At 66.9% G+C, this 24,127-nt stretch carries 25 protein-coding genes, 2 tRNA genes, 2 other RNA genes and 2 pseudogenes; 13 read left to right on the plus strand and 18 right to left on the minus strand.

From position 1 onward, the window contains the following. Nucleotides 1-115: pseudogene (locus ROA7023_RS23755) on the plus strand (IS5/IS1182 family transposase); the annotation flags it as partial. A 74-nt stretch (nt 116-189) separates the two neighbouring features. On the opposite strand, the gene ROA7023_RS23760 reads toward ROA7023_RS23755, so the two are convergent. The 4 genes from ROA7023_RS23760 to ROA7023_RS09340 all read right to left on the minus strand — a co-directional run bounded on the left by ROA7023_RS23760 (nt 190) and on the right by ROA7023_RS09340 (nt 3,830). Beyond that, complete coding sequence (locus ROA7023_RS23760; protein ID WP_143535503.1) at nt 190-810, minus strand: hypothetical protein; 621 nt, start codon at nt 808-810, stop codon at nt 190-192. 263 nt (nt 811-1,073) lie between these two features. Continuing rightward, a tRNA-Glu gene (locus ROA7023_RS09330) sits at nt 1,074-1,148 on the minus strand. Between the two features lie 103 nt (nt 1,149-1,251). Then, nucleotides 1,252-3,018 carry a single-stranded-DNA-specific exonuclease RecJ gene (gene recJ / locus ROA7023_RS09335; RefSeq protein WP_085878759.1) on the minus strand — a complete coding sequence of 589 codons (1,767 nt, stop codon included), beginning with the start codon at nt 3,016-3,018 and terminating at the stop codon, nt 1,252-1,254. A 119-nt stretch (nt 3,019-3,137) separates the two neighbouring features. Next, on the minus strand, nt 3,138-3,830 hold the full coding sequence (locus ROA7023_RS09340) for a metal-dependent hydrolase (RefSeq protein WP_085878760.1): 693 nt from the start codon (nt 3,828-3,830) through the stop codon (nt 3,138-3,140). A gap of 57 nt (nt 3,831-3,887) precedes the next feature. Here ROA7023_RS09340 and ROA7023_RS09345 point away from each other — a divergent pair, with 57 nt between their 5' ends. The 6 genes from ROA7023_RS09345 (at nt 3,888) to rnpB (ending at nt 8,385) form a co-directional block, all read left to right on the plus strand. Beyond that, a complete protein-coding gene (locus ROA7023_RS09345; RefSeq protein WP_085878761.1) occupies nt 3,888-4,550 on the plus strand; it encodes a ceramidase domain-containing protein in 663 nt (220 codons plus the stop codon). A gap of 31 nt (nt 4,551-4,581) precedes the next feature. Then, a complete protein-coding gene (gene gatC, locus ROA7023_RS09350) occupies nt 4,582-4,869 on the plus strand; it encodes an Asp-tRNA(Asn)/Glu-tRNA(Gln) amidotransferase subunit GatC (protein WP_085878762.1) in 288 nt (95 codons plus the stop codon). Further along, nucleotides 4,866-6,344 carry an Asp-tRNA(Asn)/Glu-tRNA(Gln) amidotransferase subunit GatA gene (gatA, locus tag ROA7023_RS09355; protein ID WP_085878763.1) on the plus strand — a complete coding sequence of 493 codons (1,479 nt, stop codon included), beginning with the start codon at nt 4,866-4,868 and terminating at the stop codon, nt 6,342-6,344. The genes gatC and gatA overlap by 4 nt, the downstream gene beginning before the upstream one ends. Nucleotides 6,345-6,380: 36 nt before the next feature. Continuing rightward, nucleotides 6,381-7,175, plus strand: a complete 795-nt coding sequence (locus ROA7023_RS09360; protein WP_085878764.1) for a hypothetical protein — start codon at nt 6,381-6,383, stop codon at nt 7,173-7,175. Nucleotides 7,176-7,261: 86 nt separating this feature from the next. Next, nucleotides 7,262-7,903, plus strand: coding sequence for an N-acetylmuramoyl-L-alanine amidase (locus ROA7023_RS09365; RefSeq protein WP_085878944.1), 642 nt, complete (start codon nt 7,262-7,264; stop codon nt 7,901-7,903). 85 nt (nt 7,904-7,988) lie between these two features. After that, nucleotides 7,989-8,385: RNase P RNA component class A (gene rnpB / locus ROA7023_RS09370), an RNA gene on the plus strand. Between the two features lie 236 nt (nt 8,386-8,621). On the opposite strand, the gene ROA7023_RS25660 is transcribed toward rnpB, so the two are convergent. Continuing rightward, nucleotides 8,622-9,044 (minus strand): GFA family protein, encoded by a 423-nt coding sequence (locus ROA7023_RS25660; RefSeq protein ID WP_370739212.1) that lies wholly within the window; start codon nt 9,042-9,044, stop codon nt 8,622-8,624. Nucleotides 9,045-9,370: 326 nt separating this feature from the next. Between ROA7023_RS25660 and rpmG the strand changes: the two genes are divergently transcribed. Further along, on the plus strand, nt 9,371-9,538 hold the full coding sequence (gene rpmG / locus ROA7023_RS09380; protein ID WP_028093607.1) for a 50S ribosomal protein L33: 168 nt from the start codon (nt 9,371-9,373) through the stop codon (nt 9,536-9,538). A gap of 110 nt (nt 9,539-9,648) precedes the next feature. Continuing rightward, nucleotides 9,649-10,143 (plus strand): GNAT family N-acetyltransferase, encoded by a 495-nt coding sequence (locus ROA7023_RS09385; RefSeq protein ID WP_085878765.1) that lies wholly within the window; start codon nt 9,649-9,651, stop codon nt 10,141-10,143. 27 nt (nt 10,144-10,170) lie between these two features. On the opposite strand, the gene ROA7023_RS09390 is transcribed toward ROA7023_RS09385, so the two are convergent. The 3 genes from ROA7023_RS09390 to ROA7023_RS09400 form a co-directional block, all read right to left on the minus strand. Continuing rightward, complete coding sequence (locus tag ROA7023_RS09390; RefSeq protein ID WP_159458472.1) at nt 10,171-12,165, minus strand: hypothetical protein; 1,995 nt, start codon at nt 12,163-12,165, stop codon at nt 10,171-10,173. 184 nt (nt 12,166-12,349) lie between these two features. Further along, nucleotides 12,350-12,426 (minus strand) — tRNA-His (locus ROA7023_RS09395). A 125-nt stretch (nt 12,427-12,551) separates the two neighbouring features. After that, a complete protein-coding gene (locus ROA7023_RS09400; protein ID WP_085878767.1) occupies nt 12,552-13,037 on the minus strand; it encodes a GNAT family N-acetyltransferase in 486 nt (161 codons plus the stop codon). Between the two features lie 78 nt (nt 13,038-13,115). On the opposite strand from ROA7023_RS09400, the gene ROA7023_RS09405 reads away from it, so the two are divergent. Next, nucleotides 13,116-13,316, plus strand: coding sequence for a DUF6324 family protein (locus ROA7023_RS09405; protein ID WP_085878768.1), 201 nt, complete (start codon nt 13,116-13,118; stop codon nt 13,314-13,316). Nucleotides 13,317-13,360: 44 nt separating this feature from the next. Here ROA7023_RS09405 and ROA7023_RS09410 read toward each other — a convergent pair whose 3' ends face one another. Beyond that, nucleotides 13,361-13,822, minus strand: coding sequence for an MmcB family DNA repair protein (locus ROA7023_RS09410; RefSeq protein WP_085878769.1), 462 nt, complete (start codon nt 13,820-13,822; stop codon nt 13,361-13,363). Nucleotides 13,823-14,020: 198 nt separating this feature from the next. Between ROA7023_RS09410 and ssrS the strand changes: the two genes are divergently transcribed. Continuing rightward, a non-coding RNA gene (gene ssrS / locus ROA7023_RS25800) (6S RNA) lies at nt 14,021-14,176 on the plus strand. 62 nt (nt 14,177-14,238) lie between these two features. On the opposite strand, the gene ROA7023_RS09415 is transcribed toward ssrS, so the two are convergent. The 7 genes from ROA7023_RS09415 to ROA7023_RS09445 form a co-directional block, all read right to left on the minus strand. After that, nucleotides 14,239-14,787 (minus strand): HdeD family acid-resistance protein, encoded by a 549-nt coding sequence (locus ROA7023_RS09415; protein WP_085878770.1) that lies wholly within the window; start codon nt 14,785-14,787, stop codon nt 14,239-14,241. Between the two features lie 83 nt (nt 14,788-14,870). Next, on the minus strand, nt 14,871-15,227 hold the full coding sequence (locus ROA7023_RS09420) for a hypothetical protein (RefSeq protein WP_085878771.1): 357 nt from the start codon (nt 15,225-15,227) through the stop codon (nt 14,871-14,873). 213 nt (nt 15,228-15,440) lie between these two features. Further along, nucleotides 15,441-15,920 (minus strand): transcription antitermination factor NusB, encoded by a 480-nt coding sequence (gene nusB, locus ROA7023_RS09425; RefSeq protein WP_085878772.1) that lies wholly within the window; start codon nt 15,918-15,920, stop codon nt 15,441-15,443. Continuing rightward, on the minus strand, nt 15,917-16,456 hold the full coding sequence (locus ROA7023_RS09430) for a 6,7-dimethyl-8-ribityllumazine synthase (protein ID WP_085878773.1): 540 nt from the start codon (nt 16,454-16,456) through the stop codon (nt 15,917-15,919). Before ROA7023_RS09430 ends, nusB begins: the two co-directional genes overlap by 4 nt. After that, entirely contained in the window at nt 16,456-17,586 is a 1,131-nt protein-coding gene (ribB, locus tag ROA7023_RS09435) for a 3,4-dihydroxy-2-butanone-4-phosphate synthase (protein ID WP_085878947.1), read from the minus strand. The genes ROA7023_RS09430 and ribB overlap by 1 nt, the downstream gene beginning before the upstream one ends. A 197-nt stretch (nt 17,587-17,783) precedes the next feature. Further along, a complete protein-coding gene (locus ROA7023_RS09440) occupies nt 17,784-18,005 on the minus strand; it encodes a hypothetical protein (protein WP_085878774.1) in 222 nt (73 codons plus the stop codon). Next, nucleotides 18,002-18,604 carry a riboflavin synthase gene (locus tag ROA7023_RS09445; RefSeq protein ID WP_085878775.1) on the minus strand — a complete coding sequence of 201 codons (603 nt, stop codon included), beginning with the start codon at nt 18,602-18,604 and terminating at the stop codon, nt 18,002-18,004. Before ROA7023_RS09445 ends, ROA7023_RS09440 begins: the two co-directional genes overlap by 4 nt. A gap of 171 nt (nt 18,605-18,775) precedes the next feature. Between ROA7023_RS09445 and ROA7023_RS09450 the strand changes: the two genes are divergently transcribed. Next, nucleotides 18,776-20,062 carry a capsule polysaccharide biogenesis protein gene (locus ROA7023_RS09450; RefSeq protein ID WP_085878776.1) on the plus strand — a complete coding sequence of 429 codons (1,287 nt, stop codon included), beginning with the start codon at nt 18,776-18,778 and terminating at the stop codon, nt 20,060-20,062. A 59-nt stretch (nt 20,063-20,121) separates the two neighbouring features. Here ROA7023_RS09450 and ROA7023_RS23765 read toward each other — a convergent pair. After that, a pseudogene (locus ROA7023_RS23765) lies at nt 20,122-21,066 on the minus strand (transposase); the annotation flags it as partial. A 716-nt stretch (nt 21,067-21,782) separates the two neighbouring features. Then, the gene (locus ROA7023_RS09455; protein WP_234992112.1) at nt 21,783-22,205 is read right to left on the minus strand and encodes a VPLPA-CTERM sorting domain-containing protein; all 423 of its coding nucleotides are present in this window, start codon (nt 22,203-22,205) and stop codon (nt 21,783-21,785) included. A 674-nt stretch (nt 22,206-22,879) separates the two neighbouring features. On the opposite strand from ROA7023_RS09455, the gene ROA7023_RS09460 reads away from it, so the two are divergent. Continuing rightward, nucleotides 22,880-23,917 carry an ABC transporter substrate-binding protein gene (locus tag ROA7023_RS09460; protein ID WP_159458473.1) on the plus strand — a complete coding sequence of 346 codons (1,038 nt, stop codon included), beginning with the start codon at nt 22,880-22,882 and terminating at the stop codon, nt 23,915-23,917. Nucleotides 23,918-24,127: the final 210 nt, after the last annotated feature.

The following is a 24,127-nucleotide window of genomic DNA, read 5'->3' on the forward strand; positions in this document are numbered from 1 at the left end:
GATCATGTTCGGACGCTTGAAAGACTGGAGGCGCGTCGCCACGCGCTATGACAGAAGTCCCAAGGTCTTCCTCTCGGCCATTGCTCTCGCCGCAACCGTGATCTTTTGGCTATGAGTCCTGAGCCTAGCATTTTGCGCGCCAGCACGCGCCGAGAGTTAACAAACCCGCCTGAGCCGCGCCGCCTTCCATCAAGTCCCCAACCGATAGGGTCGAAGGTTTTCAATGCGATTGGCCATTGCCTCTATCTCAATGTCGAGCGCGCGAAAAGCTGCGGCAAAACTTGAAATATCTTCCGCAACGTAGTTGTAATCTGGTTCCCCAAACGGCCACTTAGGTATTCTTGCGTGAGAAGGGCACAGCGCATAAGTCGCCACGATTGGTTGATCTTCTTGATAATAATCTGGCCCATCGGCCCGCGTTACATAGCCGTGCGCCAGATCGTTCCGACGTTCGGCCCATCCGCGATAGGCTGCGAGTAACGATGCAATCTCTTTACATATTTCGTTCGCCTCGTCCTGCTGGTCGCCGAACGCTGCGCCAAAGAAACCCTTGGACAAATCTGATAGCTCCTTTGCGCGCCGATGGACGTTGTTCAGCCCGCCAAACGCTTCGATTTCTGCCGACTCGAAAGAGTCGCGGTCATCGTCCAACAAAAGCGCACGGTGAAGCGCAGCGGTCACTGCGTTTACTCCCTCCCAGTCCGAAACGGCATGACCGAGTGCCGCGTAAAGAGGCTCCGCTTCCCGGTCGCCCGGTCGATTGGGAATAGCGCTGAATTCTGGGCGCGCCCAAGGTTCATGTCTGGCCACTACCCAAACTCCTTCAGCTTAGCTGCAACTATACTAAGTCGAGGTAGGGTGTCGCGCTACAGCCAAACCAAGCGATGTTGGCCGTGCCGATCCGCCTGACGGAGGCAGAGCAGTGCCCAGCACATCACCGTACCGCCAACCGTGACCTGACACGCGAAAGGGAAACACTCCATCGCGCCACAAGCTGTAGTGTATAAGGAGGGGTATAACGAGATGCGGCGACCTCGTATTTCTGTTTATTTTTAGATACTTACAGAGAATAGTGGCAGCCCGTAGGGGAATCGAACCCCTCTTTCCAGGTTGAAAACCTGGCGTCCTAACCGATAGACGAACGGGCCACGCTGCCGTGGACCGTCGTCTAGCCAAACCAATTTGCCGGTGCAAGAGGATTCGTGACGTTTTCTCACCCCTTTGCGAAGCGACAGCGGTAGGTGGAGCCCGTCAGGCCGGAGCGATGTCCTCGAGTTTGAGCTGGACGCTACGGCGGCCTCTCCAGGTGTTGATCTCGAGCCGGCCCGCGACGTGAAACCTCGCGCCGCCGTGGGCCATCAGAACTTGACCCATCGGGGTGTCCAGCGCTCCGAAGGCGATCGCCTCCAGCCGGGCGCCGAGCCCGTCCTTGAAGGCCACCTTGAGATGGCCGGTGCCGACTTCCTGTGCCCGTGCGACCGCCATGTCGGCGAAGGCGAACCGGGCACCGGGGGCGCCTTGGCCGAAGGGGCCGCAGGTCTCGAGGGCCTCGACGAGCTCGACCGTTGCGGCCCCAGGCATCAGCAAGCCGTCGACACGCAGGTCCGCGGGGCCGATGCTGCCGGCGCCCTGGCGGGCCAGAAGCTCGGCCAGGCGGGCCATCGCGGGCTCCAGCTGGTCGCGGGCCACCGTGAGCCCGGCGGCCATCTTGTGCCCGCCGCCCTTGAGCAACAGGCCCTCGGAGGCCAGGCGCTGGATCGCGGCGCCCAGGTCGATCCCGGCGACCGATCGGGCCGAGCCCTTGCCCTCGTCGCCGTCGAGCCCGATGACGACCGCTGGGCGGTTGGTGGCCTCCTTCAGCCGGGCGGCAACGATGCCGACAACCCCGGGGTGCCAGCCTTCTCCGGCGGCCCAGACCAGTGGCGTGTCGAGCCCGCGGGCCTCGGCCTGGGTGAGGGCGGCGTCGCGCACCGCCGCCTCGATGTCGCGCCGCTCGGTGTTAAGCGCATCGAGGCGTTCGGCGAGGGCGGCGGCCTCGTGCGGGTCGGCGGCGGCCAGCAGGCGGGCGCCGAGGTCGGCGGCGCCGATCCGCCCGCCCGCGTTGACCCGGGGGCCCAGGACATAGCCCAGGTGATAGGCGCTGGGGGCGGTATCCAGCCGGGCGACATCGGCCAGTGCTACGAGGCCAATGCGATGCCGGCGGGCCATCACGGCGAGCCCTTGGCGGACGAATGCGCGGTTGACGCCGACCAGCGGGGCGACATCTGCCACGGTGGCCAGCGCCACGAGATCGAGCATGGCGATCAGGTCAGGCCCCTTGGCGCCGGCCCCGCGGAGCTGTCGTCCGGCCTCGACCAGCATCAGGAACACGACCCCGGCGGCACAGAGATGGCCAAGATCACCGCTTTCGTCCTGCCGGTTGGGGTTCACGACGGCAAGCGCGGGAGGCAGGGTCTCGCCGCCCATGTGGTGGTCGAGGACAAGCACGTCGGCCGCTCGGGCGGCGGCGATGGCCTCGTGCGAGAGGGTCCCGCAATCGACGCAGACGATGAGGTCATGGGCCTCGGCCAGCGCGGCCATGGCCGGCGGGTTGGGGCCGTAGCCTTCGTCGATCCGGTCGGGAATGTATAGCGTGGCGCGGTGCCCCATCCTGGAGAGCCAGTCGAGCAGCAGCGCCGCGGAGGCGCCGCCGTCCACGTCGTAATCGGCGAAGATCGCGATGCGCTCTCGCTGTCGTACCGCCTTGAGGAAGCGTGCGGTCGCGGCCTCCATGTCGCGCAAGCTTCTTGGATCCGGCAGCAGATCCCGCACCAAGGGGGCGAGGTAAGCAGACGCCTCGTCCGGCGCCACCCCGATCCGGGCCAGCAGCCGGCAGAGCGGCGCGGCAAGACCCGTTGTCTGGGCGATGGCTTCGGCGGCGCGTTCCTGGCTGACGCCGGGGCCGACCCAGCGCCGTCCCGTCAAGGATCGCTCGACCTTGAGAAAGGCCTGCGAGGCGATATCTTGTAGCTCCAGCATGCAAGCACACTAGACCCGGCATTGGAGATTCGCCACGCTTTCCGCCTGGACCCCGATTATTCGCGAATAATCGGACAGAAAATTCGCGAATTTTCTGGGCCTCGACGCCATCGGAGCGTCTAGATTTCGACTGTTTCCAGCACTGCAGGCGTGCGGACGTCGATGTCGGGGAGGGCCGCGACGAGGGTGTCTGCGGATTGGGCGAGCAAGGGAAACGTCCCGTAGTGGCACGGGATCACCATCTTGAAATTGAAGAATGTCCTGGCTGCGAAGGCCGCCCCGTCCATGTCCATGGTGAAATGCCCCCCCGCGCAGAGGATCCCGATGTCGGGCGCATAGCGCCGGGCGATCAGCTCCATGTCCGACATCACGTCCGTGTCCCCCGAAACATAGATCGCGTGACCTTCTCCGCGGATCACGAAGCCGGCCTCCGAGCCAGCCGGCGGCGGATCCTCCAGGAAATCGAGCGATGACGAATGGAGCGCGTGGACCATGCTCACCGCGACATCGCCAAGCGCCAGCGTTCCGCCCTTGCCGAAGGCGATGGCCTTGCCGCCGGCCGGGCCGATCCACAATTCGGACAATTCGTGACAGCAGCAGATCGGCGCCCCGGTCTCCTCGGAGATGGCCAGGACCTCGCTCGCGTGGTCTCCGTGCCCATGGGTCAGCAGGATATGGGTCGCGCCCGCGATCGCGCCGGCCCGCTCGGCATCCGGAAACACCGGGTTGCCGTTCAGCCACGGGTCTATCAAAAGCACCTGATCGCCGATCTCGATCCGGAACGAGCCGTGTCCGAGCCATGTGATCTTCATCGTGTTCCTCCATGATGCTGTTTCCGCAACCCTAGCAGAGAATAGACGCACCGCCAGATGGACTGGACCCGACAGATCGACGCCTATTGCGAGCGGACTGATTTCACCTTCTGGTCCGAGCCGCTGAACGCGCTCACGAACGGGCTCTACCTGGCCGGCGCCATCCTGATGTTCGCCCGCACCCGCCGCGACGGCCTGCCGCTGGCCACCGCCCTGTCGGTCATGCTGGGCCTCATTGCCATCGGCTCCTTCCTGTTCCACACCACCGCCACCGCCTGGGCCTCGGCCGCCGATACCGCGCCCATCGGCATCTTCATCCTGATCTACCTTTTCGCCGTGAACCGGGACGTGCTGCGGATGCTGTGGTGGCGGGCGGGCTTCGCCACTGCGGGCTTTTTTCCGTACGCCGCCGTCGCCGTGCCGCTGCTGGACCGGATCGCCTTCCTGCGGATTTCGGATTTCTACTGGACCGTGCCGATCCTGCTGCTGGTCTATGCGCCGATCGTCGCCCGCCGCAACCGGGCCACCGCGGCCGGCTTCGTGGCGGGCGCGGCGCTCCTGTCCACGTCGATCTCGGTCCGCTCGCTGGACCTGATCCTCTGCGAGGTCTTCCCGCTCGGCACCCATTTCCTCTGGCACAGCCTCAACGCCGTCCTGCTGCCGATGATGATAGAGATCTACCGCCGCCACATGCTTGAAGGCGCCCAGCGGGCAGGGTAGAGGCAAGGCCGGTCAATCAGGGGAATTCCACATGTCCATCGACATCGAGACAGCCCGCAAGGTCGCGCATCTCGCCCGGATCAAGGTCGAGGACGACGCGCTGCCCGCGCTCGCCTCCGAGTTCAACACGATCCTGGGCTTCATCGAACAGCTGCAGGAGGTCGATGTCGACGGCATCGAGCCCATGGTCTCGGTCGAGCCCATGCGCCTCGCGCGCCGCGACGACGTGGTGACCGACGGCAACCAGCAGACCAAGGTCCTGTCCAACGCCCCCGACGCCCGCGAGGGCTTTTTCGCCGTGCCAAAGGTGGTCGAATGACGCTCAACACCCTGAAAATCGCCGATGCCCGCGACGCCCTGCGCAAGGGCGACGTGACCGCCGTGGAACTGACCGAGGCCTGCCTCGCCGCCATCGACGGGGCCTCCGCGCTGAACGCCTTCGCCCACAGGACGCCGGAGATCGCGATGGAGCGGGCGCGGGCGGCCGATCAGCGGATCAAGGCCGGCGATGCCCCCGATCTCTGCGGCATCCCCCTCGGCATCAAGGACCTGTTCTGCACCGAGGGCGTGGAGAGCCAGGCCGCCAGCCACATCCTCCACGACTTCAAGCCGGAATACGAATCCACCGTCTCGGCGCAATTGCGCGACGCGGGCGCGGTGATGCTGGGCAAGCTCAACATGGACGAGTTTGCCATGGGCAGCTCGAACGAGACCTCGACCTACGGGCCCGTCGTGAACCCCTGGAAGATCGACGACCGCAGCCTGACGCCCGGCGGCTCGTCGGGCGGGTCGGCCGCGGCCGTGGCTGCCGACCTCTGCCTTGGCGCGACAGGCACCGACACCGGCGGCTCGATCCGCCAGCCCGCCGCCTTCACCGGCATCACCGGGCTGAAGCCCACATACGGCCGCTGCTCGCGCTGGGGGATCATCGCCTTCGCCTCCTCGCTGGACCAGGCCGGACCGATGGCCCGCGACGTGCGCGATTGCGCCATCATGGCCCGCGCCATGTGCGGCCACGACCCCAAGGACAGCACCTCCGCCGACCTGCCCGTGCCCGATTTCGAGGCGATGCTGACCGGCGACATTCGCGGCAAGACCATCGGCATCCCCCGCGAATACCGCATGGACGGCATGCCGGACGAGATCGAGGCGCTCTGGGCCGAGGGCCGCGCCATGCTGGCCGATGCCGGGGCGAAGATCGTCGACATCTCGCTGCCGCACACGAAATACGCGCTGCCCGCCTACTACGTCATCGCCCCGGCCGAGGCCTCCTCCAACCTCGCCCGCTACGACGGGGTCCGCTATGGCCACCGCGCCAGGCTGGCCCAGGGTGACGGCATCGTCGAAATGTACGAGAAGACCCGCGCCGAGGGCTTCGGCGCCGAGGTCAAGCGCCGGGTCATGGTCGGCACCTACGTGCTGTCAGCGGGCTTCTATGACGCCTATTACAACCGCGCCCGCAAGGTCCGCACCCTGATCAAGCGCGACTTCGAGGAGGCCTTCGCCGCCGGTGTCGACGCGATCCTGACCCCCGCCACCCCGTCGCCGGCCTTCGGCCTGGGCGAGATGACGGATGCCGACCCGGTGCAGATGTATCTCAACGATGTCTTCACGGTGACGGTCAACCTTGCGGGCTTGCCTGGGATCGCGGTGCCCACGGGCCTCGACCGCCAGGGCCTGCCGCTGGGCCTGCAGCTGATCGGGCGGCCCTGGGACGAAGGCGATCTGCTCAATACCGCCTATGCGCTGGAACAGGCCGCAGGATTCGTTTCCAAACCGACAAAGTGGTGGTAAAGCGCGGGCTTTGATGACCTGCGATTGGACGCTGCGATGCGAGGTTTACTGACGACGGCCGGGGTGCTCGTCATGCTGGGCGCCTGTTCCCAGCCCGTGCCTGACAGCGGTCAGGGCGTGGGGTTCGGCGATTACGAGACCTATCAATCCGCGCCCGTGGCCACGCCGGCGCCGGGCGGGCAGGGGGCCGCGATCACCGCCGAGGAACTGGCGGCCGTCGGCATCGGCCCGCAGCCCAGCCGCGCGGCGGCAGGGACCGGGGCGGGGACTGGGTCCGGCACAGATGCGCCACTGTCGGCAACCGCCGGCGCGGCGCGGCCCATCGCGGGCCCCGGCACCTTGCCACTGGGGTTCCCACCCCAGCGCGATACCCTCGCCGAGGCCGGCCGTGCCGGCGCGGTCGAGGCCACGCCCGGCAACGCCGCCCCGGTGCTTGTGAACAATCCCGGCCTGTCCGACGAGCAGGACTTCGGCGCGGTCTCCGACCGCCGCAGCATCGAGGGCGACGCCCGCCGTCGCGCCGAGGCGGCGGCGGCCTACCAGGTGGTCGGCGGCGGGGTGCCCGAACGCAGCGGCGAGACCGGGCCGAACATCGTGGCCTATGCGCTGCAGACGACCAATGCCCGCGGCCAGCGCGTCTACCAGCGCTTCGCCCCCAGCCAGAGCCGGTTTCAGCGCAACTGCGCCGCCTACCGGACGCCGGACGAGGCACAGCGCGACTTCCTGACCCGCGGCGGGCCGGATACCGATCGGCTCGGCCTCGATCCCGACGGCGACGGCTTCGCCTGCGGCTGGGACCCGGCCCCGTTCCGCGCGGCGCGGGGAAGCTAGGCGCGGGGGTGGGCGTGTCGGCCCCGCCCGCGCTGTGGCACCCCTCGCCGAACTTCGGCCCCCGGCGCGACGGGGCCGCGCCGGACATGGTCGTGCTGCACTACACCGCCATGGCCAGCTGCGCGGCGGCCCGGGACCGCCTCTGTGCGCCTGAACACGCGGTCTCGAGCCATTACCTGGTGGACCGCGACGGCACGGTGATCCAGCTCGTGGACGAGGCACAGCGGGCCTGGCACGCAGGCGCAGGGGCCTGGGGGCCGGTGACGGACGTGAACTCGCGCTCCATTGGAATAGAGCTCGACAATTCCGGCGACATCCCCTTCGCCGCCCCCCTGATCGATGCGCTCCGCGCCCTGCTTGCGGATATCCTCGCCCGCCGCGGCATCCCGCCGGAGCGGGTAATCGGCCATTCCGACATGGCCCCGGGCCGCAAGCGCGACCCGGGCCCGCATTTCCCCTGGCAGAGCCTCGCCCGCGCGGGCCTCGCGGTCTGGCCGACGACGGCCGAACCCGACCCGGCCCCGCCGGCGGCGGCCTTCGTCGCGACACCCGAGCGCCAGGCCCGCCTGATGGCGGCGCTGACGACCTTCGGCTATCGCGGCAGCCAGGCGATGGTGGTCTTCGACGCCTTCCGCCAACGCTTCCGCCCCGGGGCAGGAGCTTTCGACGCGACCGACCTGCAGGTGGCCGAGGATCTCGCGGCCCGGTTCCCGGTCAAGCCGTCCTGATCTTCAACTTCATCTTGGCGCAAAAACTCCCGCCGGAGGCTCCCGCGGTTGACGCCCCGCACACGGGCGCATAGCAGGTCCTTGCGCGGATGGCTGGATGGCCGCTGGCGGGTTTCCCAGGAAACGCGTCGGAGGAAAGTCCGGACTCCAAGACGGCACGGTGCCGGGTAACGCCCGGCGGGGGCAACCCCAGGGATAGCGCCACAGAGAACAGACCGCCCCGGGCTCGCCCGGGGTAAGGGTGAAACGGTGGGGTAAGAGCCCACCGGGCGCCGGGCAACCGGGGCCGCATGGCAAGCCCCACCGGGAGCAATGCCGAATAGGGGCCTCGTGCCGGGTGCAAGCCCGGCAGGGACGCCTGACCCGAGAGGCCCGGGTAGGCAGCTGGAGGCGCGGGGGCAACCTCGCGCTCAGAGGAATGGTCATCCATCCGGGGGGCGACCCCCGGGGGACAGAATCCGGCTTACAGGTCGTCCGCGCAAATCTCCCGCCCCCTGGCCGGTGTGTGGACGCCTCCGGCGGGAGTTTTCCTGCCAAGATGAAGGGGCGGCGGTCCGCCCTTTGCATTTCATGGTGTGGCGTGGCGTCGACCTCCTCGTCGGCAAGCTGCCATGTCTCATCATGGCTCCCGAGGAAACCTCGGGGGAGCCTTCGACCGTTGAGGTCGGCCTGGTGGGATGGAGCTGCCAACCGAATGAGGCCCCGCGCCTCGGGCGGCTCAGCTGTCCGGTATCCAATCCGGTTGGGTCGCGCAGGAAACGACGTCTTCTCCGACACGATCCCAATGAGGTTTGTCACGTTCGAATATGACAACCTCGACGTCCAGCCCCGTCGCCTGGTCCATGGTGCCAAGCGACAGTGTCAGATGATCCGGCGACCGCGTGTTCTTCCCGTAAATCGGGCTCCCACAATTGACGCAAAAAGCCCTGGTCACTTCGGACCCACGATCGGACACGTAGCGGAATTCGCCCAGTTTTCCCGTCACGGCGACTTGGGAAGCACGGAACATGGCACCTACGGTATGGCCCGTCCCGCTCAGTCGCCGACACTCTTCGCAATGGCATTGAGCAACGATGACGGGCGAGCGATCGGCAGTATACGTGACTGCGCCGCAAAGGCATTTACCGGCAATACTCATCATGCGCCCGACATTTTGGCGCCATCGGCGTTGCACAACCAGAATGGGTGCGGACGCCTGTTCATGCTCCGGAATGGGTGTTGCTTCCGTTCGGGGCGCGACGCGGTCATCGTGTTCCGTCTCCCGGCATCACGCACCCGCATCATCAAGAAAACGGGCTGGCTGTCGGACGGGAAGGTCCGGCCGGGGGCCTCGGCTAGCCATTGGCACAGAGGGGACGGGTGGGCCGAAATCGGGCGAATCCGGTTGACAGTGGGGCCGTCTGGCTTAAAAGGCGGGCTTCAACGGATTTCACGTGGGCCAATGGCCTGCGGAGCAGGAGCTGGACCATGGCGAAGCCGACCACCATCAAGATCCGCCTGAACTCCACCGCGGGGACCGGGCATTTCTACGTCACCAAGAAGAACGCGCGCACGATGACCGAGAAGATGGCCGTACGGAAGTACGACCCGGTCGCGCGCAAGCATGTCGAGTACAAGGAAGGCAAGATCAAGTAATCTGCCTTTCGGGACGGACGAAACGGGGCCGCGCTGACCACAGCGCGGCCCCGTTTTCTTTTTCATCTTCTTTTTCATCGCGAGCTTTTCATCGGGGGGAGAGGGCGGTCATGTTCGTTGTCCGGCAGGCGCGGCGCTCTGACCTGGCGCCACTCGATGCGCTTTTCGCGCGGGCCTATCCGCGGCTGCTGCGCGCGGATTATCCGCCATCGGTCCTGGTGACCGCGATCCCCCTCATCGCGCGGGCGCAGCCGGCCCTGCTGGCCTCGGGCAGCTACTACGTGGCCGAGGAGGCGGGGCGCCTGCTGGGCGCGGGTGGCTGGACCGCCAGGGGCCCGGGCGCCGGCGGCACCGCGCCGGGGGTTGCGCATGTGCGCCACATGGTGACCGACGACCGGGAGCTGCGCCGCGGCATCGGCCGCGCCATCCTCGAGACCGCCTTCGATGCGGCCCGGGCGACCGGGGTGACCGGGCTCCATTGCCACTCCACCCGCACGGCCGAGGCATTCTATGCCGCCATGGGCTTTGCCCGCATCGGGCCCGCGATGGTGCCGCTCGCCCCCGGCATCGCCTTTCCGGCGATCGAGATGTGGCGGCCGCTCTGACCCGGCCCCTTGCGCCCCGGGGGCGTCTTACCAGCGGGCGGTGGTGACGGACCAGCCGCGGGCCTCGCGCCGGTCGAGTTGGGCCATCAGGATCCTCAGGATCTCTTCGACATCCACCTCGACCGATTGCAGGTTCTGGCGGTTGTCATGCAGGGATTTCTGCGCCGGGTTCCCGCCCGCGGGCCGGCCCAGCACGACCTCGGGGTTGCGGTAGACGCCGCCCAGAGGCTCGCCCGGCACCCGGCAGAGGTTGACGTGGTCGCTCCAGGATTCGGAGGCATAGATCACCCCCTCGACCTCGGTGAACCAGCCGATCTTGTGTTGCGTCGTCCCCAGCGGCGCCACATAGGCATCGGCCCATTGCGCGGTCGAGATCGCCTCGTTCAGCGTCAGCCCGCTGACCGAGGCGACGGCGCCGGCGGGCCCCGCCGCGATCAGCCGGTCGATCAGGCCGTTCACCGCCTCGATATACCCCGTCCAGCGATGGCTGATCCGGTCGGTGCCCGAGGGATAGCTGAACCCGTCGAGCAGGAACCGCGCCTCGGGCCAGCGGGCGCGGACCGCTTCCATGATCCTCAGGAAGCCGTCGAACTGACCTGTCCAGTCCTTGTCGTTCGCCCTCGCCCCCAGCCAGACCACCGGCCCGCGCCCGTCGAGGCCGGCGCGGATCTCGCGCACGCGGGGGGTCTTCTGCGCGTCCACATCGGACAGCCAGTTGATCCGTCGCAGCAGGCTCTCGGTCACGAATTTCGAGCCGAGGTTCACCAGGATATCCGTCTGTGGCACCAGATCGTGCCGGTTCACACCCCGGTTGGGCAGCTTTTCCACCGTGCAATCTGCTAGCTCCGGAAACAGCGTCTCGACCGGGCCGAAGAACTCGGTGCCATAGAACCGCAGGACCTCGGGCAGGTTCAGGTCCGGATCGGATATGGCACGCTCCAGCCCCGGAAGGCTCTCCCAGATCTGGTGGGCGAAATTCTCGGTCCCGGCAACGCAGGCGATCACCCGTTTGCGGCCGTAACCCTGCGCCCGCGCCGGCAGCCGGCCCTGGCGGATGCGCCGTTCGAGGGCGGCGGCCAGGGTCCGCGCCACGTTGGTGGGTTTCATCGCGTATTGCAGGGACTTGCCGAGGCTGATCAGGATGCCCTGGCCCGGCAGAACCGCGCCCACAAGGCGCCCGCTGCGCCCCCCGGTCACCAGCAGCCAGGGGCAGGGCCGGTCGAACTGATAGACCACGCGGTCGAAGCTCAGCAGGCAATCGGTGTAGCGGATCCGGGGCACCCCCTCGAGCGGCAGGGCCAGGTCCCCGCGGCGCAGGATGCTGTCGTGCAGCGCGAACGGGTTGGCCCTGCTCCAGCCCTGCCAGCGCGACAGCCCCATCGCCGCCTTGAGCGGCCCGATCATCCGGCCGAGCCCCCGGCGTTTCCAGGGCAGGCGCAGGTCCCTGGTGGTGCGTATGTCGCGGACCGGACGCTCCACGATCATGTAGGTCTCGTAATCCTCCTCCCGCAGGGCCTCCAGCGCCTCCAGGTCGGCATCGGCGATCGGGCCGCCATCGCAGAACGCGGCCCAGGCCCGCGAGATCAGCGCATGGGTCGGGGTGGCGCGATAGCGGGCGGTCTGGTCAGGCAGCAGCTCCTCGATGATCACGTCGTCCGGCTGCGTCAGCCCCATCACCAGCGAGGGCGCCAGCGTTTCGATCCGCCGCTGCAGGGCCAGCAGGAACTCCTGCGCCCAATCGCGCCCGTGGGTCTTGAGAATCGGCGCGGTGATCCGCAGCACCAGGTTGTAGCGGGCGGGGATCGCGGCGATGATCGTATGGGCGAGGTTCAGCCGCATCTCGTCGCTCAGCTTGGCCTGGTCGAGGCCGTCATAAAGATGGACCAGCCGCCAGGTCTCGAACACCAGCTCGCCGCTGCGGATGCCGGAAAGCAACCTTGCGGCCTCGTCCTGCCGGTCCGCCGTGATCGCGTCCACGAGCCCGCTGCGGATCGTCTCTCTGGTCATCGGGCGTTGCGTCAAGCTCTGTCCTCCGCGCGTCTGTCGCGGTCGCCGGTCCCGAGGGGCTGGCCGGACGGGCCCGGTTGCCACGGGCATCTGCGGAGCCTGCGGTCGACGCGAAGCGCCTGTTGCCATAGCGGCGCGTCAAAGCCAACCCGCTAAAGCGTGCCAGCGCTGTCTGACCTGTCTATCTGTTGCGTTGCGGTGGTACCGACACCCCGGCTCGAACGGGGGACCTCTTGATCCACAATCAAGCGCTCTAACCTACTGAGCTATGCCGGCCCTGACAGAGGCCTTGAAAAGCCGCCCGCGCGGGCAGGCTATGCCAGATCACGGCGGGCCGTGCAACCCGGGAACGTCACGGCGGGCGGCGGATCGTGGGGCCCCGCCGGGCCTGAGCCGTGCGGTCACAGGTCGATCTCCCAGCTCTGCTCGATCAGGTCCACGCCGAAGGACCGCACCGGGTGGCTGTCGACCAGCCGCCAGCCGAACTTGGCATAGAGCGCACAGGCTGCGCGGTGGCTCTCGTGGGTCCAGAGCTCGATCCGGGTGTAGCCCGCGATCCGCGCGAACGACATGCAGCGGTCAAGCAACCTGTGCCCCAGGCCTTGCCCCCGCGCCTCCGGCAGGATCAGGAACAGCCGCAGCCGGGCCGAGGCCGGGTCCTTGCCCTTGGTGCAGGACACCGATCCGATCCGCGCACCGTCCTGCTCGGCGATCCAGCCGGCCTCTCGCGCGGGGTCGTGCCCGGCGACGAAATCCGCGATGATCCCGGCGACCAGCGGGCCGAAGGTGCCGTCGAATCCCTCGTCCAGGGCGTAAAGCTCCGCATGGCGTGTGACCAGCCACTCGGTGTCGTCAGGATCGAAGGGCCGCAGGGTGATCTTTTCCATGGCTTATCCTCGCGCCGGCCCCCTTGCCAATCAAGCCCCTTGACGCGATATGACCCCGATCACTGGAAAGGGCAGGCCATGGGCATCGACACGGAAAGCGACATCGAGGCGAACATTCAGATCGGCCCCACCGACAAGGGCATGGTGCGGATTTTTGTCGAGGCCGCCGGCGGTCTCGAGATCCCGATGGATTTCGACCCCGAAGAGGCCGAGGAAATCGCCGAGGAAATCCAGGCCGCCGCCAAGGCCGCCCGCAGGCTGGGCCGCAAGAAGGGCTGACCGGCCCGGCCGGCCACAACGGTTGGTCCCGAGGTCCGACAGGATCACCCCCAGGACAGCCGCGCACCCGGATCGCGCACCTGCTGCGCCCGCAGGGCCGCGTGGCGCGCGAATTTCGCCACCATCGCCTTGCGCCGCGCCGGCGCCAGCTTCTCCTCCGGCGCCATCCGCACGATCTCCGCGTCATAGCCGTCGGCCAGGATCAACCCGGTCCCCTCAGGCAGAAGCTCGACCGGAAAGGACTCGTCCACCGCCCAGAAGAACCGGTCGCAATAGGGCAGGTAGCCCTGCCATTTCTGATCGGCCTGGAAATCCGCGCGGGAGGATTTGCACTCCACCACCCAGATCTCCCCCTTGCGCCCCAGCGCCATCACGTCGACGCGCAGCCCCCGCTCCGGCACAAGCTCCTCCACGCTCACGAAATCGAGGCTCAGCAGGTGCCGGCACACCCCCCGGGCCAATACCTGCCCGGGTTTCAGCTCCACCGTGAAGAGATCATCCGCCATGGTTGAAATATGAACAAAGAAGGAACATCTGTAAATCCCCCTCATCTTGGCGAGAAAACTCCCGCCGGAGGCTCCGCCGCTGGCCGCCGGCCGCGCCCCTCCCATGAAAGTCCGTCCCCGGCAACGCTCACCCCTGCCACGATTTCTCGATGCCGCCCCTTGCTCAAGCGGGGGCATGGGCCTACGTCTTTCGGTGGCGGGCTTCTGCTCTTCTCGTGACATGGGATAATTCCAGTGGCCTTAAGCAAATCCGAGGGAGCTGGCTCTGTCCGGGCCCTGGTCCGGTTACCTGGCGCCCACCTGTACATACAGGTCCTCGGGAATTCATACCCCCACGGCTGCAGCGGTTCCCGCCACTTCGACCCCGCCCGCACGGGCGACTGCGCCGCCAGACGGGCGCAGCCCCTTTGCCGGGCCTAGACCCGCGCCACAAGCGCCAACAGGCCGATCCCCGAGGACAGGAAGTTGATGCCCAGCATAAGCCCCAGCGCCCAGAGCGCGGTGCCCGGCAGCCCGAGGACCAGCAACAGACCCAGCGCCAGCGAGGCCGCGCCGGAAAACGCCATCCAGCCCCAGCCCTGCGCCCCTTCGCGGTGGCCGAAGGCGATGGCCAGCTCCGCGACCCCCTGCAGGGCAAAAAGGATCCCCACCAGCGCCGTCAACCCCACAAGCCCGGTCAGCGGGAAGAACGCGAGGTAGACGCCCAGCGCGAGTTGCAGCACGCCGATCCCCCCCGACAGCAGCGCCCCTTTCCAGGACCGCGACTGGAACGCGTGCCAGAGAACCGCCGCGCCCACGATCAGCAGGAACCAGCCGAACAGGGCCTTGGCCGAGATCGAGGCCACCAGCGGAAAGAGGATTGCCAGCGTGCCCGCGACCAGCAGCCCCACGCCGATCCAGCGCAGTCGGGTCCGGTTCTCGCGGATGTTGTCAACAAGGTCCTGCGGAATGCGGGGGTCTGTCATCGCGGTCTCCGTCTTTGCTGTTGCCTGACGGCCTGACCCGGCAGGTCAGTGCAGTGAGGCGCAGGGCAGGGCATGTGCAGCGCTCAGCGGGCCCGGCCGGGCGCCTCGGTGATCCGGATCGGGACGGCCAGCCGCTCGGCCACGGGCTCCGGCGGGCCGCTGTCATCGCTCGGCGGCTCGGCCATGGCCATCACGGCGATGCCGAACTGCACTCCAGCGAAGACAATCCCGTTGAAGATCCAAAGCAATCCGACCGCGAGCCACCCGCCCGGGGCGGACATCACCAGGTGGCGCAGGTTGGCCACGTCGGCCCAGAGGATCAGCACCACGAAAATCGCCGCGGCGCCGAAGCCGATCAGGCAACTGCGCACATAAAGGCGCACAAGGCTGGGAAGATGCACAAGGCTGGGAAGACGCACAAGGCTGGGGGTCGGTGTCATCGCTACTCTCCGTTATCGCTACTTTACCGCAATCGCGGCCCCGGCTCCAGCATACCGCCACCGCCTGTGGCGGAGCGCCGCGCACAGGGGCCCCGGGATGGCCGGCAGCGCGGGCTCGGTGAGGCGCCAGGCCGCTTCCCTCGCCGGGTCGCGGCGCAGAGGGCCGCCGATCCGACGGCGCACGGGGGGGGGCCGATCCGACGGGCCGGTGGCTCAGAACGCCTCCGGACGTGCCTCGCGGGCCATGTGGTCGAGCACCGCGTTGACGAAGGACGGCTCCTTGCCATCGGGAAAGAAGGCCCGCGCCACGTCCACGAACTCGACGATCACCACCTTGGGCGGGGTCTGGTCGCCCAGCATCTCGGCGCCCGCGGCGCGGAACAGGGCCCGCAGGGTCGGGTCGATCCGGGCGATGGGCCACTTGGCCACCAGCGCCCGATCGGTCATCTGGTCGATCTTCGCCTGGGCATCGACCGCCCCCTCGCAGATCGCGCGGAAGGTGTCGACGTCGCCCTCGGCCATCTCGACCTCGTCGTAGGTCGCGCCAAAGCGAAAATCCTCGAACTCGCGCATCACCCGGTCGACCGAGGAATCCGATTGCTCCATCTGGAACAGGGCCTGAACGGCATAGAGCCGTGCGGCAGAGCGCATCTTGCGCCGCTGGTTGCCGGAAATGCCTGCGGTCTGGGTCATGCCGAGGCCGGCCCGTCGCCGTCGCCGGCCATCTGGACGTCGCGGGCAAAGCCCACGCCCTTGCGCGCCCCGCCCCATTTCCGGGCGAGCGCGACCAGGTGAAGGGCCGCGGCGGCCGCCCCGCCGCCCTTGTTCATCCGGGCGGGGTCGGCGCGGACGGCGGCCTGCTCGTGGTTCTCGACCGTCAGGATCCCGTTGCCGATGCAATGGCCCGACAGGCCCAGCAGGGTCAGTGCGCGCGAGGAATCGTTGCACACGGTGTCGTAGTGGCTGGTCTCGCCCCGGATGACGCAGCCGAGCGCCACGTAGCCGTCGAAATTCGACAACCGCCCGGCGATGCCCACGGTGGTGGGAATCTCGAGCGCCCCGGGCACTTCGACGATCTCCCAGGTCGCGCCGGCCTGCTCCAGCGTGGCGGTCGCCCCGGCGATCAGCCCGTCGGCGATGTCGCGGTAGAACGGGGCGACCACGAGCAGCACCTTCACGGGGTCGTCGAAGGTCGGAAGGTCGAGTTCGGTATGAGACGCGCCAGCCATCAGCCAAGCTCCGATATCTTGCGGGTGCCCACGATTTCCAGGCCATAGGCCTCGAGGCCCACCACCTTGGGCCGGGGTGAATTCGTCAAGAGGGTGATTTGCGACAGGCCGAGCGAGGACAGGATCTGCGCCCCCAGCCCGTATTGCCGCAGGGTCTGGGGCGATGAATCATCATCGAGCGTCAGTTTCATCGATGTGTCCCGCAGCAGGACGACCGCGCCGCGGCCCTCTTCGGCGACGGCCAGCATCGCCTGCGAGAACTCGGCCGCCCGCCCCCTGGGCCCGGTGCCGATCACGTCGAGCAGCGGATCCATGGCGTGCATCCTGACGAGCACCGGCTCGGGGCCGGTCAGGTCGCCCTTGGTCAGGACGATATGTTCGTCGCCATGGGTCTCGTCGGTGTAGATCTTCATCTGCCAGGTGCCGCCGAACTCGCTCTCGATCGTGCTTTCGGCTCGGACCCGGACAAGGTTGTCGTGCCGCCGGCGATAGGAGATGAGATCCGAGATGGTGCCGATCTTGAGCCCATGCAGTTGGGCGAAGGACACGAGATCAGGCAGGCGGGCCATGGCGCCGTCCTCCTTCATGATCTCGCAGATCACGCCGGAGGGGTTGAGGCCGGCCAGCCGCGAGATGTCCACGGCGGCCTCGGTATGGCCGGCGCGGACGAGCACACCGCCGGTCCGGGCGCGCAGGGGGAAGACATGGCCGGGGGTGGCGATGTCGGCTTCGGTTCGCGCGGGGTCGATGGCGACCGAAACCGTGCGCGCCCGGTCATGGGCCGAGATGCCGGTTGTGACGCCTTCCCTGGCCTCGATCGAGATGGTGAAGGCGGTCTCGTGCCGGCTGGAATTGTTGGTCGACATGAGCGACAGGCCAAGCGCGTCGATCCGCTCTCCTGGCAGCGAGAGGCAGATCAGGCCGCGGCCGTGGGTCGCCATGAAGTTGATCGCATCCGGCGTGGCCATCTGGGCCGGGATCACGAGGTCGCCCTCGTTCTCGCGGTCCTCGTGGTCGACAAGAATGAACATCCGGCCGTTGCGGGCGTCTTCGATGATCTCCTCGATCGGGGAGATGGCATCGGACCAGTCCTGTTCGACGGGACCGGGATTTTCATAGGTCTGTGTCATGATCCATCCGCGCTTTTGGAGTGGCAGATAGACCATGGTGCGCATGTTGGGAAGGGGAGGGCGGCGCACATTGCCTGTGACACCTCCGCTTGCTCGGGGCGCCAAAGACTATTCGCGAATAGTCTTGCACGATCTTCGCGAAGATCGTGTCCGATTATTCGCGAATAATCGGGGCCCGGTATCGACCGCGCACCCGGTCAGAGCAGCCAGCCCGCGCTCTCCCTGGCGGCCCGCAAGGCGGCGGCCTGGGAGGCGAAGCCGTCGCGCCCGGCGCCAAGGGGGCGCCAGCCGTGACCGTCCTCCGGGTCCCGCCGACATTCCCGAAAGCCGAAGCTTCCGTCCGGCCAGCGGTAGATGTCCACACAGCGGGTGCCGTCCGCGCTTTCGGGCGAGGCGACGACGACAGGCTTCGGGGTCATCCCCACTCCTGCAGTCGCGCCAAGTAGCGGGCGAGGGTGTCGATCTCGAGGTTCACCGCGTCGCCCTCAGCAACGAGGCCCCAGGTCGTGACCTGCTTGGTGTGCGGGATCAGGTTCACGCCGAAGTCCCGCCCTTCCACCTCGTTGACGGTCAGCGACGTGCCGTTCAGCGCGACCGACCCTTTGGGTGCTACGAATCGCGCGAGCTCTTCGGGAGCGCGAAAGGTGATCCGGGTGCTGTCGCCCGCCTCCCGGACCGCCACCACCTCGGCCACGCCGTCCACATGACCCGAGACGATATGACCGCCCAGCTCGTCACCGACCTTCAGCGCCCGTTCCAGGTTCAGCCGCTTGCCCGGAGCCCAGTTGTTCCGGCCGATCGCCGTCTTCGATACGGTCTCGGCCGAGATGTCCACGTCGAACCAGCCCCGCGGCTCGCTGCCCTTGGCCACGACCGTCAGGCAGACCCCGTCGCAGGCGATCGAGGCGCCGATATCGATCCCGGTGGCATCGTATCCGGTGCCGATCCGGGTGCGCAGGTCGCCGCGGTGCTCGACAGAGAGGATCTCGCCCAGGTCGGTGATGATGCCGGTGAACATGTCTTGCCTCCGCGTGGGTGTCTTCGGACAGGCCCCCGCTTAGCAGCATCGCCGCCGCGCCGGAAGCCCGTCGCGCGCCCAGGATCATGCCACGCGAGCGAGCGCATCCTGCCCAACTTCCGCCGGCTTGCGGGCTTAACGCTTTCGCAAATATCACGGGCCATATAGCCAATGACCATGCATCAAGACCGCACGTTCCTGTTCCTGCAGGGCCCCCACGGCCCCTTCTTCCACCGGCTGAGCAAGATGCTCGACCGGGCAGGTGTGCGCACCTGGCGCGTGGGCTTCAACGGCGGCGACCGGGCGTTCTGGTTCTCGTTTCACAACTACATCGGCTTCAAGGGCATGCCCGAGGATTGGCCGGCCACGTTCCGCGCCATCGTTGCGGAAAAACGCGTGACCGACATCGTGCTCTACGGCGATACCCGTCCGATCCATGCCGAGGCGGTCGCCGCCGCCCGCGATCTGGGGCTGACGATCCATGTCTTCGAGGAGGGCTACATGCGGCCCTACTGGGTCACCTACGAGCGGGACGGCACCAACGGCCATTCCCGCCTGATGGACATGACGATCGCCGAGATGACCCGCGCGCTCGAGATGTCGGACCTCGACGTGCCCGAGCCGCCCGCCCATTGGGGCGACATGCGGCAGCACGTCTTCTACGGGGCGCTCTACCACTGGTTCCTGCTGTTCCGCAGTGCGGAGTATCGCAACTTTCGCCGGCATCGGGAGCTGACCGTCGCCAAGGAAGGGCTGCTCTATACCCGACGGCTGTTGCTGATGCCATTTGTCTCGCTCGACCGGATCATCGCCACTGCGCGGATCAAATACGGCGGCTTTCCCTATCACCTGGTGCTCATGCAGCTGGAACACGACGCCAGCTTTCAGATGCACTCGCCCTTCACCCGGATGAAGGAGTTCATCGAGCTGGTGGTGGACGGCTTCGCCAAGGGCGCCCCGCGCCATCACCACCTGGTCTTCAAGGCCCATCCGCTGGAGAACGGACGCTCTCCGCTGCGGCGGATCATCATGGCGGTGGCCCGTGAAAAGGGCGTGGACGCGCGGGTGCATTATGTGCGGGGCGGCAAGCTTGCGGGGCTGCTCGATCACGCCCGCACCGCGGTGACCGTGAATTCGACCGCCGCGCAGCAGGTGCTCTGGCGGGGGATCCCGCTCAAGGTCTTCGGCAAGGCTGTCTACAACAAGCCCGAATTCGTCTCGACCCTGCCGCTGCCGGATTTCTTCGCCCAGCCCGGGCGGCCCGACAACCGGGCCTACAAGGATTACCGCCGCTTTCTTTTGGAGACGAGCCAGGTCGCCGGGGGCTTTTATTCAGCGCGGGGGCGGCGGCATCTGATGCGGCAGGTGGTCGACATGATGCTGGACGAGGAAGACCCCTACGACGCGCTGAAATCCGGCAAGGCCGCGCCGCGCCAGCCGCTTCGCGTGGTCAACTGACAGGAGTCGTTTGCACAAGTCGCTTGTGATCGGGCGACCCAAATCCCCGGACGGAATTGTCCCACGGCTATTGCGACGGTCAGGCCGAGCGCGGTGTCGCCGTTCATGACGGCGATGCGGCCTTGGACTTCTGTGACCCGACGGTCGAGGTCCCGCGCCACAAGGCGTCGGCCCGGCAGGTTCATGCAGTGCATCCACTGACCGGCAGTGCATTGAGCAGCAATGTCACGAGAGGGATCGTCTCGACGCGGCTTCGGCGGTGGTGTCCGGTCCATTTTGCCAGATGGCACGACCGAGGTATTCCGACGTGCGAAGCACCTCGGTGCTGTCGTTGGCTGACAGGGCTGGGCGTTCCTGCAAGAGCGAAGGTCGATCAGGAAATGATCCGGGTGATCAATTCAGCCCTCAACGGGCCAAGCCCTGGGGGCTTGCGGCATGCGCATCGCGGTCGGCGAAAACGTCGTGGCATTTGCGCATCTCCTGGGCATTGTCCATTGCCCGGCAGGCGAATGCAAACCCATCTGCCGAGAGCGGGCAGTGTCGCTGCCGATCTGCTCATCGGCCGGGAACTGGCAAAGCAGATCGGGCAAGACAGGTGCGTCGCCGACATGGTTTCTGGCGATTTCAACAGCTCGGACTTCCGGTGTTTGCTCGTCGATCCCGAGTTGGATCCGGCGCCAGGTGAGCCATGTCGCGCCATTGGTCCGAGTGACACTGGCGACCCCGCTTGGGACCGCCATGCTTGCGGGCGTTCCACCCGCCTTGGCCCTCGACCTCGATCCCGGTGCCATCCAGCGCCTGACAGCGGTTTGCTTGCAAACCATGAGAAGGGATCAGCAGGTGCAGCGGTCTGTGGGGGCCGCGTCTGCCAGTCGGCTGGGTGCCCCACGTCATCTCGGGGTGGAACCAGATCGTCAGCGAGGCCGCAGCGGGGCGCACGAGCGCGCTTCAGTGCAGGCTGGCCAATCCCTGGTCTTGTCGGTCGGGGGTGTCGGTCGGGGGTGTCGGTCTGCTCACGGAGCCGAGCTACCACGCTGGAGCCACGAGATGAATCCACCACGAGATCTGTGCGACAGAGCCCACTCATCCGAGAAAATACCGCAAGAAGTTGCGCTCGACTGGTTTCGACTCGGACATTGCCGATACCGATCCGCGTCATGCACGCGCGCGACGCATACCCATTGCAACGATCCAGCCTGTTTCGGCGTTCGTGAATTCCTTGCGGACGCCAAAGATCTCGATCGAGCGTGCGGGTGGAAAATCCGCCTGTTACGGTCCCAGCCACTTCGACGGTGCGGTATTCAGTCCGGCCGTCCTGGTCGCCATGGCCAACATCCATCGGGTCTACTGCAACTGGTTCGAGCCTCTACACTACGTCGGGCCGGCATCTGCGGACAGTGGAACACAGATGTCGAACCGGGGCTGTCCTCGGTCGGCGTTCCGGGCTCGTCCGAGGTCGTTCAAGGGCCGAAGCGTGGATTGTCGAGTCCCGTGATGCGGACGCCGGCGATGCGATTGGGGGCCGCCGACGCACAGGACAAGGCGCACGACCTTCGCCGGATGCTCTATCGTCCCTGGTTGTTCCGGGGCCCGCCGCTCTCGTGGACGTTCGAAACACGATAGGTGACCACGAACGCAAAAAGGCCCCGGCGAAAAATCTCGCCGGAGCCTCTTTGTGCCGCGAAACCCGGAATGCGCTCTTAAAAATCAGTCGGGCTTCTTAATTGTGTCGGGCGGGTCTACCCCGCCCGTGGTCGCCTGAGGCTACGGCCGAGACGCCTTTGCGGCGCAGCAGCACCAAGCCACCAAGGCCGGTCAGCAGCAGCACCAAACCAGCCGGGAGCGGCACGGCCGCAAGGCTGAACGTCGCCAGGCCGTTGGACGGATTGCCATATTCCTGCAGAAGGAAGGTGTATTGCCCGCCGCCAGTCAGAGTAGCGATGTCGCCCGACCCGCCGGGGCTGATCATGGTCGTCGGAACAACCGTGGCATCGATCGGCTGGGCAGAGAATGTCTGGACGCCATTGAAGACCGCCACCGTCGAGATGCCCGACTGCGTCGACATAAAGCTGGTCAACGACAGGATGACATCCGTTGCCGTGGTGAAGGTGACGAACCCTCGCGCGGGGTTGCCCGGAGCCACTCCGGCTCAGCTGAACGTCATCGTGGACGAATCGGGCGTTCCAACCGACATTGCACTCGTCTGCAGGGTCGAGTCGAAGGTTACCGCACCCGCCATGACCGGTGCGATGGACAGTACCGCTGCTGCGGCAAGTGATTTGATTCTGCTAAACATTCTTTTATCGACTCCTTCGTCGCATAATACCGACCCGAATGGCCTTACCTGCATGTCCTGTCTCCAGGTCACGCAATCGCGCCATCCGATCCCTTACTTTTCTGTCCTTACTTTTATTAACCTTTGACGCTGGTGCAAGTATTTTCTGTGATTTCCTGTAGGTTTCGGCGTCCTGTGATGCCGTGTATTTGCAAATTGCTGCCTTTTTGGGCGTCGACGCTGTCGGTGCCCTTGGATCGGGCTCCGGGTCCCGGGACCGCCGCGTCCTGCCGGCCCGGCAGGGTGTGCAGATCTAGGCAAGGTGTGCAGATGGAATGCGCAGGCAAGGTGCCGCACCCCCGCAGGGCCTGCCATTCAAGGCTTTCCAACAGGCGGCTTGACGCATGGTCAGAGAGTCTGTAAATAGCGCAGTGCAAACGATTGCTCGCTTTATGCAATCGTTTGCACGTATCATGGATCGTCCGGGCGCGCGTCGCAGTAGCGACGCCGCGCCGGACGTCACTTTCGGGGAGGAGAGACACATGAGTATCACCAAGGCAATTCTGGTCGGATCGGTCGTCGGGATGGTCGCGCCCGCGGCAAGCTGGGCGCAGGAGATGACGACGATCAACCTGATCAACCCGCTTCCGCGGTCGACGATCTTCTATCCGCTGATCGCCAGAGAGGCGCTCGGCTATTTCGAGGAGGAGGGGATCGAGGTGAATCTCCTGCCCTCCGAGACGTCCATTCCCTACGTGGCGTTTCTCGAGAACGGGCAGGCCGACCTTGCCATTCTCGATCCGAACGAGACCCTGGCCGCGGTCACCGCGGGGGCCAGCCTCGGCACGATCTACGAGGTCAACCAGCGCGCACCCGAGGGCATCGCCGTCTCCGCCGCCAGCGAGACGCAATCCATGGCCGAGCTCGAGGACACGACCGTTGGGCTTGTGGCCGACCGGGACCGCAACTTCCTGGCCCAGGCGCTCGAGGCCGAGGGGCTGACCATCGAGGATGTCGACACGGTCGTCGTCGGCGGTTCCGGGCCCACCCTGGCGGCCGCGTTCCGCGACCAGACCGTCTCGGCCATCTCCGGTGCCTCGTCGGATTGGCTGGCGCTGCAGGCCAACGGGATCGAGGTGCGGATGATCACCCCCGAATCCCTGTTGCGCAACCCGGCCAACTCCTTCGCGATCAACACCGATCGCCTGGACGAGCTGCGCGACCCGGTCGAAGGCTTCCTGCGGGCCTGGTCCAAGGGCGCCTACGTGGCCGAGGTGAACCGCGACGTGCTGGCCGAGATCTCGCGCCGCGCCGTGCCCGCCGAATGGGAGGACGAGGAGTTTGGCCAGGGCTTCCTGGCCGTGGCGATCGACATCACCGTTCCGCTGACCGAGCTGCACGGCGATCTGCAGCTCGAAGCCTGGGAAGGCCTGCAGCCCGGATTGCTGAAGGTCGGCGCGATCGACACCGAGATCCCCGTCGAGACCTTCCTCGACGACAGCTTCATCGCGCCCGCCAACGACTGGTCGCGCGAGGAGGTGGCCGCCGAGGTCCAGGCCTGGGCCGACGAGAACATGTGAGCCGGCGGCGCGGTCCCCGCACGAACCTTGTGCGGGGACCGCGCCACCTGACAGCGGACCACACAGGACCAAAGCGGGCCCGGCCGGTTTCCCCGGTGGGCCCGTCGTGCGCGGGCAGGGGGCCTGCCGACAGCCCTCAAGGCCCGCCCCGACGCTTCATCTCGTATTCCGACGCCCCGCGGCCTCTAGACCTTGCGCTGCGCGACCTTG

The sequence above is a fragment of the Roseisalinus antarcticus genome (assembly GCF_900172355.1).
Taxonomy (GTDB): domain Bacteria; phylum Pseudomonadota; class Alphaproteobacteria; order Rhodobacterales; family Rhodobacteraceae; genus Oceanicola; species Oceanicola antarcticus_A.

Excerpts from the sequence above, each read along its gene's own strand:
- ROA7023_RS09430 (WP_085878773.1), bottom strand. The coding sequence starts at position 16,456 with ATGGCTGGCGCGTCTCATACCGAACTCGACCTTCCGACCTTCGACGAC.
- ROA7023_RS09460 (WP_159458473.1), top strand. The coding sequence starts at position 22,880 with ATGAGTATCACCAAGGCAATTCTGGTCGGATCGGTCGTCGGGATGGTC.
- ROA7023_RS25660 (WP_370739212.1), bottom strand. The coding sequence starts at position 9,044 with ATGATGAGTATTGCCGGTAAATGCCTTTGCGGCGCAGTCACGTATACT.
- ROA7023_RS09365 (WP_085878944.1), top strand. The coding sequence starts at position 7,262 with ATGGTCGTGCTGCACTACACCGCCATGGCCAGCTGCGCGGCGGCCCGG.
- ROA7023_RS09405 (WP_085878768.1), top strand. The coding sequence starts at position 13,116 with ATGGGCATCGACACGGAAAGCGACATCGAGGCGAACATTCAGATCGGC.
- ROA7023_RS09385 (WP_085878765.1), top strand. The coding sequence starts at position 9,649 with ATGTTCGTTGTCCGGCAGGCGCGGCGCTCTGACCTGGCGCCACTCGAT.
- recJ (WP_085878759.1), bottom strand. The coding sequence starts at position 3,018 with ATGCTGGAGCTACAAGATATCGCCTCGCAGGCCTTTCTCAAGGTCGAG.
- rpmG (WP_028093607.1), top strand. The coding sequence starts at position 9,371 with ATGGCGAAGCCGACCACCATCAAGATCCGCCTGAACTCCACCGCGGGG.
- ROA7023_RS09345 (WP_085878761.1), top strand. The coding sequence starts at position 3,888 with ATGGACTGGACCCGACAGATCGACGCCTATTGCGAGCGGACTGATTTC.
- gatC (WP_085878762.1), top strand. The coding sequence starts at position 4,582 with ATGTCCATCGACATCGAGACAGCCCGCAAGGTCGCGCATCTCGCCCGG.
- ROA7023_RS09360 (WP_085878764.1), top strand. The coding sequence starts at position 6,381 with ATGCGAGGTTTACTGACGACGGCCGGGGTGCTCGTCATGCTGGGCGCC.
- ROA7023_RS09420 (WP_085878771.1), bottom strand. The coding sequence starts at position 15,227 with ATGACACCGACCCCCAGCCTTGTGCGTCTTCCCAGCCTTGTGCATCTT.
- gatA (WP_085878763.1), top strand. The coding sequence starts at position 4,866 with ATGACGCTCAACACCCTGAAAATCGCCGATGCCCGCGACGCCCTGCGC.
- ROA7023_RS09445 (WP_085878775.1), bottom strand. The coding sequence starts at position 18,604 with ATGTTCACCGGCATCATCACCGACCTGGGCGAGATCCTCTCTGTCGAG.
- ribB (WP_085878947.1), bottom strand. The coding sequence starts at position 17,586 with ATGACACAGACCTATGAAAATCCCGGTCCCGTCGAACAGGACTGGTCC.
- ROA7023_RS09340 (WP_085878760.1), bottom strand. The coding sequence starts at position 3,830 with ATGAAGATCACATGGCTCGGACACGGCTCGTTCCGGATCGAGATCGGC.
- ROA7023_RS09400 (WP_085878767.1), bottom strand. The coding sequence starts at position 13,037 with ATGGAAAAGATCACCCTGCGGCCCTTCGATCCTGACGACACCGAGTGG.
- ROA7023_RS09440 (WP_085878774.1), bottom strand. The coding sequence starts at position 18,005 with ATGACCCCGAAGCCTGTCGTCGTCGCCTCGCCCGAAAGCGCGGACGGC.
- ROA7023_RS09450 (WP_085878776.1), top strand. The coding sequence starts at position 18,776 with ATGACCATGCATCAAGACCGCACGTTCCTGTTCCTGCAGGGCCCCCAC.
- ROA7023_RS09410 (WP_085878769.1), bottom strand. The coding sequence starts at position 13,822 with ATGGCGGATGATCTCTTCACGGTGGAGCTGAAACCCGGGCAGGTATTG.
- ROA7023_RS09415 (WP_085878770.1), bottom strand. The coding sequence starts at position 14,787 with ATGACAGACCCCCGCATTCCGCAGGACCTTGTTGACAACATCCGCGAG.
- nusB (WP_085878772.1), bottom strand. The coding sequence starts at position 15,920 with ATGACCCAGACCGCAGGCATTTCCGGCAACCAGCGGCGCAAGATGCGC.